The organism is Corynebacterium sp. HMSC05D08, from assembly GCF_001807215.1.
Classification (GTDB): Bacteria; Actinomycetota; Actinomycetes; order Mycobacteriales; family Mycobacteriaceae; genus Corynebacterium; species Corynebacterium striatum.
Window position 1 is genome coordinate 82,218 of the sequence record NZ_KV788361.1, and the last position, 15,447, is coordinate 97,664.

At 59.0% G+C, this 15,447-nt stretch carries 13 protein-coding genes; 10 read left to right on the forward strand and 3 right to left on the reverse strand.

The window, feature by feature from the left end; genetic code table 11:
* Position 1 precedes the first annotated feature (1 nt).
* From HMPREF3148_RS12075 to HMPREF3148_RS12100, 6 genes are all read left to right on the forward strand, one after another.
* Positions 2-1,189, forward strand: coding sequence for a type III secretion system chaperone family protein (locus HMPREF3148_RS12075; RefSeq protein ID WP_049151392.1), 1,188 nt, complete (start codon positions 2-4; stop codon positions 1,187-1,189).
* A 71-nt stretch (positions 1,190-1,260) separates the two neighbouring features.
* Complete coding sequence (gene pyrE / locus HMPREF3148_RS12080; protein ID WP_005529758.1) at positions 1,261-1,806, forward strand: orotate phosphoribosyltransferase; 546 nt, start codon at positions 1,261-1,263, stop codon at positions 1,804-1,806.
* Entirely contained in the window at positions 1,793-2,482 is a 690-nt protein-coding gene (locus HMPREF3148_RS12085) for a TrmH family RNA methyltransferase (protein WP_172454466.1), read from the forward strand. Before pyrE ends, HMPREF3148_RS12085 begins: the two co-directional genes overlap by 14 nt.
* Positions 2,483-2,555: 73 nt before the next feature.
* On the forward strand, positions 2,556-3,752 hold the full coding sequence (locus HMPREF3148_RS12090; protein ID WP_049063803.1) for a glycoside hydrolase family 76 protein: 1,197 nt from the start codon (positions 2,556-2,558) through the stop codon (positions 3,750-3,752).
* Positions 3,753-3,926: 174 nt separating this feature from the next.
* Positions 3,927-4,961 carry a class II fructose-bisphosphate aldolase gene (gene fbaA / locus HMPREF3148_RS12095; RefSeq protein ID WP_005529764.1) on the forward strand — a complete coding sequence of 345 codons (1,035 nt, stop codon included), beginning with the start codon at positions 3,927-3,929 and terminating at the stop codon, positions 4,959-4,961.
* A gap of 335 nt (positions 4,962-5,296) precedes the next feature.
* The gene (locus HMPREF3148_RS12100) at positions 5,297-6,505 is read left to right on the forward strand and encodes an FUSC family protein (protein ID WP_049151393.1); all 1,209 of its coding nucleotides are present in this window, start codon (positions 5,297-5,299) and stop codon (positions 6,503-6,505) included.
* A gap of 20 nt (positions 6,506-6,525) precedes the next feature.
* On the opposite strand, the gene HMPREF3148_RS12105 is transcribed toward HMPREF3148_RS12100, so the two are convergent.
* Entirely contained in the window at positions 6,526-7,425 is a 900-nt protein-coding gene (locus HMPREF3148_RS12105; RefSeq protein WP_053084982.1) for a diacylglycerol kinase family protein, read from the reverse strand.
* 217 nt (positions 7,426-7,642) lie between these two features.
* On the opposite strand from HMPREF3148_RS12105, the gene gltS reads away from it, so the two are divergent.
* From gltS to purT, 4 genes are all read left to right on the forward strand, one after another.
* Positions 7,643-8,863: a sodium/glutamate symporter gene (gene gltS, locus HMPREF3148_RS12110; RefSeq protein ID WP_236081447.1), complete on the forward strand. Its 1,221-nt coding sequence runs from the start codon at positions 7,643-7,645 to the stop codon at positions 8,861-8,863.
* A gap of 182 nt (positions 8,864-9,045) precedes the next feature.
* Positions 9,046-10,338 (forward strand): adenylosuccinate synthase, encoded by a 1,293-nt coding sequence (locus HMPREF3148_RS12115; protein WP_046646101.1) that lies wholly within the window; start codon positions 9,046-9,048, stop codon positions 10,336-10,338.
* A 504-nt stretch (positions 10,339-10,842) separates the two neighbouring features.
* Entirely contained in the window at positions 10,843-12,291 is a 1,449-nt protein-coding gene (locus HMPREF3148_RS12120; protein ID WP_049063807.1) for a hypothetical protein, read from the forward strand.
* 397 nt (positions 12,292-12,688) lie between these two features.
* Complete coding sequence (gene purT / locus HMPREF3148_RS12125) at positions 12,689-14,038, forward strand: formate-dependent phosphoribosylglycinamide formyltransferase (protein ID WP_065420375.1); 1,350 nt, start codon at positions 12,689-12,691, stop codon at positions 14,036-14,038.
* On the opposite strand, the gene HMPREF3148_RS12130 is transcribed toward purT, so the two are convergent.
* A complete protein-coding gene (locus tag HMPREF3148_RS12130) occupies positions 14,035-14,505 on the reverse strand; it encodes a GNAT family N-acetyltransferase (protein ID WP_049151394.1) in 471 nt (156 codons plus the stop codon). The two genes, purT and HMPREF3148_RS12130, sit on opposite strands and share 4 nt — an antisense overlap.
* Before the next feature lie 47 nt (positions 14,506-14,552).
* Positions 14,553-15,413, reverse strand: coding sequence for a PRD domain-containing protein (locus tag HMPREF3148_RS12135; RefSeq protein WP_049151396.1), 861 nt, complete (start codon positions 15,411-15,413; stop codon positions 14,553-14,555).
* Positions 15,414-15,447: the final 34 nt, after the last annotated feature.

Consider the following 15,447-nt stretch of genomic DNA (forward strand, 5'->3'; position numbering starts at 1 on the left):
GATGCCTTATCTAATCATTCTCCTCGCTCTTGCCTGCGGCGTCGCGGGCGTTGCCATCCTGCTTATAGAAAAGCGTCAACGTTCCGCTCAGCTTGGCGGCGTACCTACCCCTAATATCCCTGCCATCGAGACTGCCGAACCGGAAGCGCCGGAAAACCACCAGACCGCAACTCCAGCCCCGGTGGCGGCTCCGCATCCAGAACCTGAACCAGCCCCTGCCGCCAATATCGAGCCAGAACTGGCCGCCGAGCCGGTTGCCGAATCGGCACCAGAACCCACGCCAGAGTCGGGCGGTGGCCGCTCCCATGCCACACGAGCTCGCAGCTTCGTGCCGGGCTCCATGCGCCGCGGCCGCAGGGCGTGGGGCGAAGAGCATGGTTTTGAGTACACCAAGCAGGACGATTACCTTGCCGATGAATGGATGCGCGGAGCCGCCGCTTTGGGCGCGGCGCCGAAGGACATCGTCGCAGGCTTCGTGCACGGCCACGAGATGCTGATGATGGACCTGGGCGGCATCAATGTCATGGCCATGCGCACTGGCGCTACCTCCGACATCGTGGTGGATTTCCGCCGCGTTGGGATTGAGGAGGAGTCAGCCTCGGAAGACCTATTCATGGTCGATGTAATCGAAGGCTTTGAAGTCTTCGCCACCGACGTGGGCGTGGGCAAGCGGCTCATCGATGAGCGCCTCGAAGTGGCGCTCCACCTCCTGCCCGCCGAAGTCACCGCTGTGTGGATGGAGTCCGAGTGGGTACTCGCGCAGACCACCAAACACGCACGTGCCGCGGAGTGGGACGCCATGCTCGCCCCCATGGCCAAGCTTGCCGACGTCGCGCGTGTCCTCCCGCCGCGTTCTTCCGCGGCGCAAGTCCTCCGCGTCGAGGAGCTCGACCCTAGCCGTGAGATCCCCGCCCCTCCGCAGGCAGAGCCGACCGGCCCCACCCTGGTCCCAGACCACGAGGAGATCCAGCGCCCGCACATCCAGCGGCCTGAGGAGCCTGTGGAGCTGCCCAGCCGCACGCGCAGCGAAGTCCGCGGCGTAGTTGACCACAGCGCACTTGGCGCTGATGAAGTCGACGCCATTGCTGATGGTCGCGAGCGCCCGCTGCCCGATAAAGCGCAGGCCCGTATGCGCCGCAACCTCAACCGCCGCTCGACCATCTTCGGTGACGAAGACTCGAACGAGTAGTCTTTAAATCGTCTAAACCTTAAAACCCCGCAAACAATCTAAAGCACTCAGCATTAACGCGAAGGAGCGCCATGAGCTTGGATTCACAGAAGAAGGCCCGTCTGGCAGAGCTGGTCAAGGAGCTCGCCGTTGTTCACGGCAAGGTCACCTTGTCCTCCGGTAAGGAAGCCGACTACTACGTCGACCTGCGCCGCGCGACCCTGCAGCATGAGGCTTCCCGCCTCATCGGCTCGCTGCTGCGTGAGCTCACCGCCGACTGGGATTACGTTGCCGTCGGTGGTCTGACCCTAGGCGCAGACCCGGTTGCTACCTCCGTGATGCACGCTGATGGTCGCGACATCGATGCCTTCGTCGTGCGCAAGGAAGCCAAGAAGCACGGCATGCAGCGCCGCATCGAGGGCTTCGACGTTGCAAGCCAGAAGGTGCTCGTTGTCGAAGACACCACCACCACGGGCAACTCCCCGCTGACCGCGGTGGCAGCACTGCGCGAGGCTGGCGCGGAGGTCGTCGGCGTGGCTACCGTCGTGGACCGCGCTACAGGTGCTGACAAGGTCATCGCTGAAGAGGGCTTGGAGTACCGCTACCTGCTGAGCTTGGAAGATCTTGACCTCGCCTAAGGAAGAACCCCGCGAGCGCTTGCAGGAGGAGACTTCTGCTAAGGGCCCTACCGAATGGAACGAAGGACGGCACGGAGTCGGCCCATGGGAAGGCCCGCTGCCGGAAGGTCCGCAGTACGATCCCGAGCTGCTTCGCGACGGCGATCACCGCAACGTGGTGGACGCCTACCGCTACTGGAGCAGGGAAGCTATTACCGCGGACATCGATAAGCGCAGGCATGCGCTCCACATCGCCATCGAGAACTTTGAGAATGACTCGAACATCGGCACCGTGGTCCGTACCGCCAACGCCTTTGCCGTGGATACCGTTCACATCGTGGGGCGTCGCCGGTGGAATCGCCGCGGCGCCATGGTGACTGACCGCTACCAACACCTGATGCACCATGCCACCGTCGCTGAGCTTCTGGAATGGGCGAGTGATAAGGGGCTTAGCGTTGTAGCGATCGACAACACTCCCGGCTGCGTTCCCCTTGAGACTGCGGAGCTTCCCGAGCGCTGCTTGTTACTGTTTGGCCAGGAAGGGCCTGGTGTCACCCAGGAGGCCCAGGACGCTGCGATGATGACGTGTTCCATCGCCCAATTTGGTTCGACGCGCTCGATTAATGCGGGCGTTGCAGCAGGCATTGCAATGCATGCCTGGATCCGTCAGCATGCTGACCTTGAGCAAGCTTGGTAAAAGCGTGGTAAACCACTATCCGGAATGGATAGGATGAAGTAACAAAAACATAATCGGGAGTGATTAACCAACTGTGGAAGAGACATGGGCTCACCGCGCTGACCTCGCGGAAACTGCCATCAATGATCGCCATGCGCAAGCCGTATGGTCAATCCCGCGTACCAATCTCGCGGTTGTTAGCTGGCCGCCGACGAGCAAGGAAAAGCTCTTCGTGCACTGGCACTATTGGTGGCAAGCTCACTATCTCGATTGCCTAGTCGATGCCGCGCTGCGTAACAACACCAAGGTACGTCGAGCCCGCATCGCGGACACCATGCGCGGTATCCGCCTGCGTAACCTTTCTCAGCTGACCAAAAATCGCTACTACGATGACAAGGCTTGGCTCGCACTCGCCATGGGGAGGGCGGAAAACCTCAAGAAGGTCAAGGTACACAAGCGCCTTGGCAGCTTGCAGCGCAACATTCGCGAAGGCGTTGACCCAACCATTGGTGTGCTGCCGTGGCGCGAAGGGGAGACCTTCCTCAACGTGCCGTCGAATGGCCCGGGCGCAATCATGTTGGCTCGCATGGGCCGCATCAACGAGGCCCGCCACATCGTGGACTGGATTTATGATCACCTCGTTGATGATGACGGATTCATCATGGACGGCATCCGCATGCGCATGGATGGTCCAGAGATTGTGAAGGCAATCCACCCGTACTGCCAGGGCGTCGTGCTGGGCGCGTGCTTGGAGATCGCGCTTGCACTGCGGGAAAAGGCTGGTCTGACCTCCCTCGAGCGCATCGATACCGTGCAAGAGGCCGAGCTGGCTGCGGACATGATGCACTACATCACCAGCATTCGTGGCTTGGTCCAAGCGGTGGCGACGGGCATGGCGACTCCTTCCGGAGTCATCAACTGGAAGACGGGCGATGGTGATGGTGGCCTGTTCAAGGGCATCCTCGTGCGCTACCTTGCCGACGTCGCGGTGCGCTTGCCCGGCGATTCCCCGGCCAACCGGGCAACCAAGAAGCTGGCGGCGCGCATGGTGGTGGCTTCTGCGGAGTCGGTGTGGGAGCATCGCTTGGAAGTTGATGGTCTGCCGATCTTCGGATCCGACTGGACTGCCGATGCCCGCCTGCCGCACAACTATGGATTCGGGCCTAATACCCTCGGCGAAAAGGTCGGAATCATCCGCGTCGCTGAGCGCGATTTGTCGGTCCAATTGTCCGGTTGGATGCTCTTGGAGGCCTGCGCGAGGGTCACAAAGTACCAATCTGAAGAAGGATAAAAACGCATTACAAGCGTACTATTTTGTGGTTTTGCCTGCTTATTGCATGAGGCTTGGAACGCGCTAGCCTGCGTTAACTAACCTCACAAAATTTGTCGCGGCGAAAACGGACAAAAACAGGCATACTTGGGAACTGGAACGTGATTCTCCGAAACACACAAAGGATGGAACTTCATGCCAATCGCAACTCCTGAGGTCTATAACCAGATGCTTGACACCGCCAAGAAGGGCGGCTTCGCATTCCCGGCTATCAACTGCACCTCCTCCGAGACCATCAACGCCGCACTCCGTGGCTTTGCCGAGGCAGAGTCCGACGGCATCATCCAGTTCTCCACCGGCGGCGCTGAGTTCGGCTCCGGTCTGTCCGTGAAGAACAAGGTTGCAGGCGCTCAAGCTCTGGCTGCTTTCGCTTACGAGGCAGCAAAGCACTATGGCATCAACGTTGCACTGCACACGGACCACTGCCAGAAGGAAGTTCTGGACGAGTACGTCCGCCCGCTCATCGCCATCTCCCAGGAGCGCGTTGACCGCGGCGAGCTGCCTCTCTTCCAGTCCCACATGTGGGACGGCTCCGCTATTCCAATCGACGAGAACCTCGTCATCGCACAGGAGCTGTTGGAGAAGGCACACAACGCAAACATCATCCTTGAGGTTGAGATCGGCGTCGTTGGCGGCGAAGAGGATGGCGTTCAGGCTAAGGCTGGCGCAAACCTCTACACCTCCACCGAGGACTTTGAGAAGACCGTCGACGCACTGGGCACCGGTGAGAAGGGTCGCTACCTGCTGGCTGCTACCTTCGGCAACGTTCATGGCGTCTACAAGCCAGGCAACGTGAAGCTGCGCCCAGAGGTTCTTGATGAGGGCCAGAAGGCTGCCGTCAAGAAGCTTGGCCTGGATGAGAACGCTCAGCCGTTCGACTTCGTCTTCCACGGTGGCTCTGGCTCTGAGAAGGAGAAGATTGAGCAGGCTCTGTCCTACGGCGTTGTGAAGATGAACGTTGACACTGACACCCAGTACGCGTTCACCAACCCAGTTGCTCGCCACATGTTCGAGAACTACGACGGAGTCTTCAAGATCGACGGCGAGGTCGGCAACAAGAAGGTTTATGACCCACGCTCCTACATGAAGAAGGCTGAGCAGTCCATGGCTGACCGTGTTGTCGAGGCCTGCACCGACCTGCACTCCGTGGGCAAGACCGTTTCCAAGTAAGGCTGACCGCCAAACCCACACCACACAGAGCCGTTCCTCCACACCCCGCAGCCGCAGGGAGGGAGGAGCGGCTTTGCTGCGTTTAGCGTCAAAGAATGCCCCGGCAAAGTTCCTGGCAAAGTCCCTGGCCAAAATCCTCGCCCGAATCAAGACCGGTATCAAAACCCAAATGGTGAGGTCACCGTGCAACAAAAGGGACTAGTGTAAGCCAATGGGGCAAATGGGAACCGCAAATGGTGAGATCAGCTCACCATCTAGAGCGAACCCAGCCACGACCCAGGCCGACCCCAACCAGAGCCAAGCAATCCACACGGGCGAACTAAGATAGGGAAACTATGGCGGATGACAAAAACACAAGCACAACTCGGCGGGTGAAACTTAGCACTCGCGAACAGCTGCGCAGCGTCGACCGCTCGGTGAAGTCGCGGTTCGCACGCGTGAAGTCGCGCTTCATGTTTATCCTGCAGTCAACGCTGGGAGCGGGCTTGGCATTCTTCGTCGCCCACGTGGTCTTTGGCCACTCACAGCCGTTCTTCGCACCGATGTCGGTCATCATCATCCTTGGTCTTTCCGGCAGTGACCGTCTCAAACGTGCAGTGGACCTGTCTATCGGCGGCATTGTTGGCGTCATCGTGGGTACTCTGCTCGTTGACGGCGTGGGTACCGGCCCCGTCCACATGACCATCATCATCGGTTGCTCGCTGCTGATTGCCTCCTTTGTCACGAGTTCGCAGCTGGTCAGTAACCAGATCGCCATCGGCGCCATTCTGATTGCCACCATCATGCCGCCTGAAGAAATGGGTGGTCTCTCCCGCGCGATCGACGCCATCATCGGTGCGGTCATCGGTATCAGCATGGTTGCACTCATTCCTACATCCCCATTGCGTGCGGTACGCAAGGAAATCTCCAAGGTGTTGGGAGTGGCCTCATCAGTGCTTTCCGACGTCGCAGAAGGCTTGCGCGCCAACGACCCCCGGACGATTTTGGAAGCTCGTGATGCGGTACGTGGCACCCAGGGGGACATCAACAGCATGCTGAATGCCGCCAAAGGCGGGGCCGAAACCGTTAAGGTCTCGCCGTTTCTATGGAGCCGGCAGCGTAACGTGAAGTCGCTTGAACGCATTCTTACCCCAGTGGACAACGCGGTGCGCGGTGTGCGCGTGCTGTCCCGCCGTGCGTTGGTCCTTGCCGAGGACGGGGACCACGTGACCGACGAACAGATCGAGCTAATCGACGAGCTTTCCGACGTCACGATGGAACTCTCCGAGCTGTATGCCCAGGAATCCTCCAATGAGAGCCGTGCCAACGAGGCTGTGGTGATTCCAGAGATAGTGCGGAAGCTGCGCATTCTTGGCGCGCGATCGACCATGGAAGTGATCGGCGAGGACGGGGTGCTTTCTGCCTATTCAATGCTGGCGCAAACGCGCTCTATCATCGTGGATCTGCTCATGGTGTCCGGCATGTCGCGTGAATCTGCGGTGGCGCAACTGGCGCCGACCTCCGACCATCCGGCGTATCCACCAGAAGTGTGGGACGGCGAATAGAGACGAGAAAGGGTCCGCCGTTACGGACGAACCACCTGCAGATCGCGCAGGTGACGGTAGAACGTCACGCGGTTGACTGGGCGCTTGGCGCTGACACCATCGACCACGACGCGCAGCTCAGGGCCACCTGCCTGAACTGCACGGCCGGTGCATACGGTATCTTCATCAAGCTGTCCTGGTGCGGCCGGTGAGGAGAACTTCGAACGCAGCCAGGCGCCGAAACCGGATGGCTTAGCCGTGTCCGCAGCAAGGCCGAACGACGCCGACGCGGCGACGGGGGAGACGGCTTTTGCTGCGAGGATTCCCGGTGCATCGACCATGGGGACCAAGCGCGCACCGTACGTTCCGATCCCAGTGGTATTGGTGGCTTCGTGGCGAACCACCACGTGGTCATCGACGATGATCTCCCCCGTGATCTCCCCGTTGCTCCACTCTGAGATGGAAGCGGAACCAGCGATGGCTAGGCCGGCGTCGTTACGGATGAGTGGTACCGGGCGCACTGGCGCGCTCAGCGCGACGCTCAATGCAGACTCGAAATCGGTGGGCAGGCCCCAGTTGCGGGCAACCGTCGACTCCTCCACGGGCACGAAACCCAGCTCGGCCCACAGGTAGTCGCTACGCATCATGCGAGTAAGCACGGCGGATAAAGCGGCGTCGGTCCCCACCACGACGACGCGTAGCGGATCCTTAAGGTGCGGTGCTTGCGGCGCGAGCTCGGGGGTGCCGAGGTGGCGCACGTCTGGCTGGGCCGCGATCTCGTCGAGCGTAGGCGTGGGATCGTGGGGGAGTGCGATGGCAGCGGCGTCGTCAAGCGCGCGTAGCTCTTTACGGGTGGGAACCGCGCTGACGTCGAGAAGTGTGGCTTCAGCGGGCAGTTCTAAGGAGACGTCGCTGCCGCACCGAATAACAAAGAGAGCCACCGTTTGAGACCTTGCCTTTCCAGGGGTGTTGCCCGGCAGTGCGCGGGCCGTAACCCTTTCACCCTACAGCGCGTAGTACCCCCATGAGTAACGGCCGATTGGGGTGTACGGGGTCACATATGGCTATATTCTTATTCCGCATAACTTTCTACTTGGTGTCCTGGCACATGCTCGGGCGCAAAAGCTATTTTCCAAACAATTTCGCGGAGGCTCCATCGTGGCTATTGAATTCACCATGATCCAGTCCATCGGCATCGCTGTTGTGTTGCTTATGCTGGGTCTCTGGCTCAAGCAGCGCATCTACTTCTTTGAACGTTTTGCCATCCCCGCCCCTGTTATCGGCGGGTTCCTTTTTGCCATCATCAACCTGGTCCTACACCAGACCGGCATTTTGGACATCACCTTTGATCCCACGCTGCAAAGCTTCTTCATGGTCATCTTCTTCACCACGGTGGGCTACGGCGCATCGCTGAAGGTGCTGCGCGCTGCTGGGCCAAAGGTCATGCTCTTCCTGGTTGTGGCCCTGGTTCTGACGATTCTGCAGAACGTCGTGGCAGTGGGACTGGCGCCCCTCGTTGGCGTTGACGCGCAGCTCGCGCTCATGACGGGCTCCGTTTCGATGACCGGTGGCCACGGAGTTTCCGGCGGTATTGCTCCTCTCGTGGAAGAAGGCGGCGTGACCGGTGCTGAGACCGTGGCCTACACTGCAGCGACGTTCGGCCTGGTTATCGGCTCGCTCATGGGTGGACCGTTGGCGAACCGCTTGATCCTGAAGAACAAGTTGATGGACAAGGAATCCGCTGAGGTTGACATTGACGAGTCCATCCTGCAGCACGTATCTCGCAAACTGCGTGGCGACGCCGTGCTGCACGCCTTTGTGATGATCCTCGTGGCGATGCTGCTGGGCAGCTTCCTGACCGACGCAATGAACTACCTCGTGGGTCTGCTCACCGACAAGGCTGCGTTCCCGCTCTACTTCGGCTCCATGATCGTGGCCATCATCCTGCGTTATATCAATGACAGCCGTGAACAGAAGATGTACAAGGAATTGGTTCCGACCCAAGAGGTGGAGATCATCGGTGTCATTGGCCTGAACTTCTTCTTGGCTATGGCTCTCATGAACATCAAGCTGTGGGAGCTGGCTGAGCTGGCTATCCCGATGCTTATTCTGCTGCTCGCGCAGACCATCCTCATGTGGCTCTTCGCCAACTTCGTCACCTTCCGCGTCATGGGCCGCGATTACGATGCCGCCGTACTCACCGCTGGTCACTGTGGTTTCGGTATGGGTGCAACCCCGAACGGTATGGCCAACATGGACTCGGTGGTCACCAAGTTCAAGGAATCCAAACTGGCGTTCTTCATTCTGCCGATTATCGGTGGCATGTTTATTGACTTTGCCAACATCGTGAACATCCTGGTGTTCCTCAACTTGGCATAAGCCAATCCATTAGGCCATCTCCCCGTCAATTTAGCCCAGCGTATTCAAGCTGGCAGGAGGCGTACTCGCTGAAGAATTGTCGGGATTTGGCATAAGCATGTCACATTAGCCACCGCTACCCATGGTCTAGGGGTAAAGTAGTTGCGTATTTGGCTTCAATCATTAGGAAGTGACACCCAGACATGGCAGCAATCGTCATCGTTGGCGCTCAGTGGGGCGACGAAGGTAAAGGTAAGGCCACCGACATCCTCGGTGGCAAGGTTGACTACGTAGTCAAGCCGAATGGCGGCAACAACGCTGGCCATACTGTTGTAGTTGGCGGCGAGAAGTATGAGCTCAAGCTCCTTCCCGCCGGCATTCTCTCTGAGAACGCAATTCCGGTGCTGGGCAATGGCGTGGTTATCAATCTCGAGGCCCTCTTTGATGAGATCGACGGCCTTGAGGCACGCGGCGCGAATGCCTCGCGCCTGCGTATCTCCGCGAACGCTCATCTTGTGGCGCCGTACCACCAGACTTTGGACCGCGTGCAGGAGCGTTTCTTGGGCAAGCGCGCCATTGGCACCACGGGCCGCGGCATCGGTCCGGCTTACTCTGACAAGGTCGCCCGTATTGGCATCCGCGTGCAGGACATCTTCGATGAGTCCATCCTGCGCCAGAAGGTTGAGTCTGCGCTGGACATTAAGAACCAGATGCTGGTGAAGATGTACAACCGCAAGGCAATTGACCCAGAGCAAATCGTGGAGTACTTCCTGAGCTACCGCGAGCGCCTGACACCGATGGTTATTGATGCTGAACTGGAACTCAACAAGGCTCTTGAGGCTGGTAAGCACGTCCTCATGGAGGGCGGCCAGGCAACGATGCTGGACGTTGACCACGGAACTTACCCGTTCGTGACCTCCTCCAACCCATCTGCCGGCGGTGCTTCGGTGGGCTCGGGTATTGGCCCGACCCGCATTAAGACCTCGCTGGGCATCATCAAGGCCTACACCACCCGCGTGGGTGCCGGCCCGTTCCCGACCGAGCTCTTCGACAAGTGGGGCGAGTACCTACAGACCACCGGCGGCGAAGTCGGCGTAAATACCGGCCGTAAGCGTCGCTGTGGTTGGTACGATTCCGTGGTGGCTCGTTATGCCACCCGCGTTAATGGGTTCACGGACTACTTCCTGACCAAGCTGGACGTGCTCACTGGTATTGGTGAGATTCCGATCTGCGTGGCTTACGACGTCGATGGCAAGCGCTACGACGAGATGCCGCTGACCCAGTCTGAGTTCCACCACGCCACGCCAATCTTTGAGACCATGCCGGCCTGGGATGAGGACATCACGGGCTGCAAGACCTTTGAGGAACTCCCACAAAAGGCTCAGGACTACGTCCTGCGCCTTGAGGAACTCTCTGGTTGCCGCATGTCCTACATTGGCGTTGGCCCCGGCCGCGACCAGACCATCATCCGCCACGACGTAATGAGTGATCACTAATCCGAATATCCAATTCGAGATACTTAACTTAGTTTGAGGCAGGGGTCCCTAACGGGGTCCTGCCTTTTTGCGTAGTTACCACCGTTTACGAGATACATTCCTATGTCGAAAGTTCCATAAACTATTCCTTAAATAGAAAATCCGAGATTAACCAAGTAGCCGAGCATTTGCATTTTCACCGTGGCAGCAATCACAATGTTGTTTCCTAACACTAAATTAGAAGGATGTTCCTGGTAGGGGCGTGTATAGGAGTGCTTAATGGCCAAATTTAAGGGAGGATTGGGGGTTTATGGCATCAGCATCACTGGCGCACTTAAGTTGGTTTAATTTAAGCTGTCTCACGAGTTCAGAGTGAGGCCTCGCCCAATACTCTTACCTTGCTTGGCGGACCACGCTGGGCTGGCTCCCAGCCGTTTTCCTTAAATGGCTGGCTTCTTCTATGGACCATGCCATCCCTGAAACCCATAGTTAATTTCTCAGGGACTATTAGAAAGGACTTCTTGTATGATCAAGAAGGGCATTCGGCCGACTGTTAAAGCGCGTCGTCGCGGCACCTCTATTGCCGCTGCTGTACTCTCAGTCGCACTTGTCTCCCCATTCATTCACGCAGTTTCTGCGCCGGTTGCTTACGCGCAGACCACAACTGGCACCACTGCACCGGATACCACCGCTGGCCCAAACGACCGCGATACCGACGGCGACGGTCTGACCGACGACCAGGAAGTCAACGTTACCAAGACTGACCCGAACAACCCGGACACCGATGGCGATGGCCTGACCGACGGCCAGGAAGTCAACGTTCACAAGACTGACCCAACCGAGCCTGACACCGATGGCGACAACATCAAAGATGGTGACGAGGTCAACGGCAACAACAGCAACAAGGATTGGGACGGCGACGGCAATCCGGATCCGACGAGTCCGAACCATGCTGACTCCGATGGTGACGACAACGACGACGATAAGGAGATTCTGCAGGGCACCAATCCTAACGATCCGGACTCCAAGCCTTCCGGCAAGGACTCCGATGGTGACGGCCTGACCGATGAGGATGAAACCAGTGGCGAAAGGAACACTGGATTCGGCAAAAAGCCGACCGAACCGAACAACCCGGACACCGATGACGACGGCGTCAAAGACGGCCATGAAATCCTCGACGGCACCGATCCGAACAACTCGGACACCGATTACGATGGCTTGATTGACGGTGACGAGAAGGCTAAGGGCACCGATCCGAAGAAGGCTGATACCGATGGGGACGGCATCAAAGATGGTGACGAGGTCAGCGGCAACAACGGCAACAAGGATTGGGACGGTGACGGCAATCCGGATCCGACGAATCCTACCAAGCGTGACTCCGACAATGATGGCGTTGACGACAAGACTGAGATCGAGAAAGGCACCAATCCTAACGATCCGAACTCCAAGCCTAACGATCCGGACACCACCAAGGCTCCTGATTGGGACGACAAAGCCACCACCACCCCGGGCAAGAAAGTAGAGCTTCCTAACAACGGTGGCGCTGTTCAGGACGGCACCACCGTTGAGGTTAAAGGTCCGGGCAAGGCCGAAATCGGCGAGAGGGGCCAACTCGTTGTTACCGCGAATAATGACGCAAAGCCGGGCGATACGATCACCGTTACTGTCAAGGCCAAGGGCGGCAAGGTCGTCGACACCGTTACCGTGACCGTCGTGAAGGAGAAGGGGGGTTCTTCCAACGGCGGTTCTTCCAACGGTGACCTGGGTCGTTTTATCCTAGCTGGCCTGGCTGTAGGCCTGCCGCTGCTGTTCCTGATTCCGGGTGGCTTGGCTTCCCAGATCAAGGTTCCGGGTCTGTCCCCGTTCATCGAGCAGATTTCCAGCCAGCTTGGCAAGGCCAACATCGAACTGCTGAAGCAATTGGGCATCTACAACCCGGCTATTGCTAAGCAGCTTGCTGGCATCAACGCTTAGTTCAGTAAGTACGGCGAGTCAGCTGGTAAGGTTGCTGGCGGTGTCGCTCTGGTTGCCGCTGGTGCACTGGCTATCGGCCTGCTGGCAGATGCTTGCTCCCCGCAGAACTCCTTTTCCTCTAACGGTTCTTCCAACGGTGGATCCAGCAAGTAATCTCTCGCTGAGAAATGTCCCTACGAGCAGCTGAAGCTACTGCTTAAGGCAGCCGGTTAATCCCGGTTGCCACTAGCTTTACCACCAAGCGAAACGCCTGTCTTCTACATCTTTCCAAGTAGAAGGCGGGCGTTTGGAGATCTCGCGGCCTTCGTTCTTGCCTGCGGCCTGCCGCGGCGTTAAATATCTTGCATCCTGGCTTTTCAGTAATAAGACTGTGAAGAACATGTGCAATAATTCAAGGATGGATATTTCAGGCGACATCGCAGGTTATATAGGTACCCCCCTTACCGGTAACGCCACCAAAGTGCTGTTGCTTGGCGCAGGCGAGCTAGGCAAGCAACTAGTTATTGCCTTCCAGAACTTGGGCCTCGAGGTACACGCCGTCGACCGCTACGCCGGCGCCCCTGCACAACAGCTCGCGCACTTTAGCTACATCGCGGACATCACCGATGAAGCCAAGGTGCTCGAAATCGCCGAGCGCATCCGGCCAGACTATATCGTCCCCGAAGTTGAGATTGTGGCCGTCGAGGCGCTGTCGCGGCTTGAGTCGGAAACCCCCGCCGTCGTCGTCCCTAGCGCCCGGGCGTGCGAACTGACCCAGTCCCGCCAGACCATTCGTGAGACGGCCGAAAACATTGGCCTGCCCGTAACCGCATACCGCTTTGCCAGCTCCGCGGAGGAGCTTGCCGAAGCCGTCCATGAGCTTGGCATGCCGTGCATCGTAAAGCCTGACGTGGCAACCTCCGGAAAGGGCCACATGCTGGTCAAGGACGAAGAAGATCTCAAGGACGCATGGAACCTCGTGCGCCGTGTATCTTCCGATGAAAAGCGCGTCATCGCTGAGCGCTTCGTGGACTTTGACTACGAGGTCACCCTTCTTGCAGTGCGCTCCATCGATCCTGTCTCCGGCAAGCTGTGCACGTGGTTTAGCGAGCCCATCGGCCACCGCCACGAGCGCGGCGACCTCATCGAATCCTGGCAGCCGCTGGCCATGAGCGAGATCGCACTTGAGAACGCACGCTCCGTAGCCGCGCGCATCTCCAACGAGCTGGGCGGACGCGGCGTCTACGGCGTCGAACTCTTCGTCGCCGACGAGGACGTGTACTTCTCTTCCGTCTCCCCGCGTCCTTCCGATACCGCCATGCTCACGGGTTACACGCAGCGCTTCTCTGAGTTCGAGCTGCACGCCCGCGCCATCCTGGGCTACCCAATCGACGTCACCCTAACCTCACCCGGCGCCAGCGTGGTGCTGCATGCCGACGCCGCGACAGACGACGTCGCCTATAGCGGCGTTGCAGAGGCCATGGCCTTCGAAGAGACCGACGTCCGTCTCTTTGGCAAACCCGGTGCCTACGTTGGTCGCCGCATGGGCATGGTGGCAACCACCGCAGAAGACGTCGAGACTGCGCGCGACCGTGCCGCGCTTGCCGCCGCCAAGATCAGCATCAGCCAGACTCCGAACGCGCCCGTTGTCGCCAACGCACAGGCCGTGGACCCAGTGGCTAACGATGCCGTCGACATCGATTTCGTCGAGGTCGCTGAGCCCGTCGTCGAGGTCGACCCAGCTCTCAACCGTTCCGCAGACGATTAGCCCTCGCGGCGCAGGATCATCGGCTGGTGGGGGATACCCTCGTCGTCGAAAAGCTCGCCGCACACCTCAAAGCCGTAGGCACTGTAGTAATCCACCAGCGGTGCCTGTGCCTCCAAGTAGACCGGCTGGCCGCTCATGGCCACTGCGGCATACTGCAACGCTGCTTCCATGACCTGCTTGCCCAGTCCCGTGCCGCGAGCCTGTTTATCCAGAGCAAAGCGGCCAAATTGGGCCACCTCCTCGCCATCTAGCGTGGAGGGGAAGACGCGCGCTGTGCCAACGATACCGCGGGTGTCGTCGTCGAAAGCCAAGATATGCACCGTGGAATCGAGCGCATCGGTGTCATCGATTTCGGCATACGGGCACTGCTGCTCATGCACGAAGACGTCCACGCGCAGTTTGTAGAGCCCGTGGACGTCAAGCGGATTCATGTGGTTAATGGGCGCAGCAGTGAGCGTATAAGTCATGCCCGTGATCTTAACGGTGGTAGTTCGACTTGATATCTACTCGGTGCTTACTTGGTCGCTTGGCTTAGGCGCGCAATGTGCAGGGTTAGATACGTGATTTCATCCGCGGTGAGACTCTCATTCATGCGCAGCTCGATGACTCCGGCGACCGTACGGGCGCACTGTGCGGCGTCCGGGTATTGGTCGTTGATGACGTTGGATACAGGAGACCCCGGCGAATCCAGCTGCGAGTGCTCAGCCATGCGTACGAACAAGTAACGCAAGTGCGTGATAAAGCGGGCAACAGAAAGATCTTCGCTTTCAAGTTCCACGCCGTTGTGGCTGCCGATGATGTCCAGCAGCTGCTGGATAAGTCCTGTCATGCGGTAGGTGCCGGATAGGTCGCCCACCGTGAAACCGGCATTGACCAGGTGCAAGGTCAGCGCCACTGCCTCAGACTCAGGCAGTGGGGAATGCAGCCCTGTATTGATCTCCTGGAGCAGAGTGCTGGCCAGCGCGAAATCCTCAGCGTAGAGATGGCGGACCTCAGCCTCGAGCGGATACTCGATGCTTATTCCGCGGTTGACCGCCGAATGCACGTGGTCTGCTAGAGCCACCACCAGGGTGAGTTTGCTGCGCAGCGTATCCGGCACGTGAGCACGGTCCATGGCTTCCAGCACTAGCTGGATGAACTCACCCGGGACCGCGGCGAGCATGGCGGCAGAGTGATCGGGGTCCCGGCCTGAGGCCGGTACGAATACCTTGACCACTTTGGCTGGATCGACGGCGTCGCCAGCCTTTGCCTGAAAGCCGATTCCGCGGCCGGTCACGATGACGTCTTCTGTGTCCTCGCCTGCGGGAGTGCCAGCGTTGCTGCCGGTACGGCGCGCCAAGACGACGTTGTTGTTAAAGACGCGCAGGATCTGCATTGCTGAATCAATTCCTTCTTCAGGCGGTGGGCAC

Coding starts and splice junctions, on each gene's coding strand:
- HMPREF3148_RS12075 (WP_049151392.1), top strand. CDS start 2: ATGCCTTATCTAATCATTCTCCTCGCTCTTGCCTGCGGCGTCGCGGGC.
- pyrE (WP_005529758.1), top strand. CDS start 1,261: ATGAGCTTGGATTCACAGAAGAAGGCCCGTCTGGCAGAGCTGGTCAAG.
- fbaA (WP_005529764.1), top strand. CDS start 3,927: ATGCCAATCGCAACTCCTGAGGTCTATAACCAGATGCTTGACACCGCC.
- HMPREF3148_RS12100 (WP_049151393.1), top strand. CDS start 5,297: ATGGCGGATGACAAAAACACAAGCACAACTCGGCGGGTGAAACTTAGC.
- HMPREF3148_RS12115 (WP_046646101.1), top strand. CDS start 9,046: ATGGCAGCAATCGTCATCGTTGGCGCTCAGTGGGGCGACGAAGGTAAA.
- HMPREF3148_RS12120 (WP_049063807.1), top strand. CDS start 10,843: ATGATCAAGAAGGGCATTCGGCCGACTGTTAAAGCGCGTCGTCGCGGC.
- purT (WP_065420375.1), top strand. CDS start 12,689: ATGGATATTTCAGGCGACATCGCAGGTTATATAGGTACCCCCCTTACC.
- HMPREF3148_RS12130 (WP_049151394.1), bottom strand. CDS start 14,505: ATGACTTATACGCTCACTGCTGCGCCCATTAACCACATGAATCCGCTT.
- HMPREF3148_RS12135 (WP_049151396.1), bottom strand. CDS start 15,413: ATGCAGATCCTGCGCGTCTTTAACAACAACGTCGTCTTGGCGCGCCGT.